1 protein-coding gene is annotated in these 330 nt (G+C 40.3%); it reads right to left on the reverse strand.

Features of this window, described 5'->3' with window-relative positions:
* On the reverse strand, positions 1–330 hold a 330-nt coding region (locus KWG70_RS17770), incomplete at both ends, for a hypothetical protein (protein ID WP_230937380.1).

The raw sequence follows: 330 nt of genomic DNA on the forward strand, positions 1-330 counted from the left end.
CACAAGCTTCAAGGGCAGCGATATTGGCTGCATTCCAATCGTTAGCTAATTGTTCGTTATCATCACCAGAACACTCAATCGACTGATCAGTTACAGAACAGTTATCAAGGTTAGGAGGTGTTGTATCTTCAAGAGTTAATGTCGCACTCAATGTTGTTGCATTACCACAGTCATCAGTAATGGTATATGTAACAGTGATTGTACCACCAAGACCACAAGTAGATACTAAGTTAGTAAAGTTGTAATCAGAAGTGACTTGCGTATTTAAGTCTGTATCACAAGAATCAGCAGCACAAGCTTCAAGGGCAGCGATATTGGCTGCATTCCAAT

The organism is Psychroserpens luteolus (genome assembly GCF_021032705.1).
Taxonomy (GTDB): Bacteria; Bacteroidota; Bacteroidia; order Flavobacteriales; family Flavobacteriaceae; genus Psychroserpens; species Psychroserpens luteolus.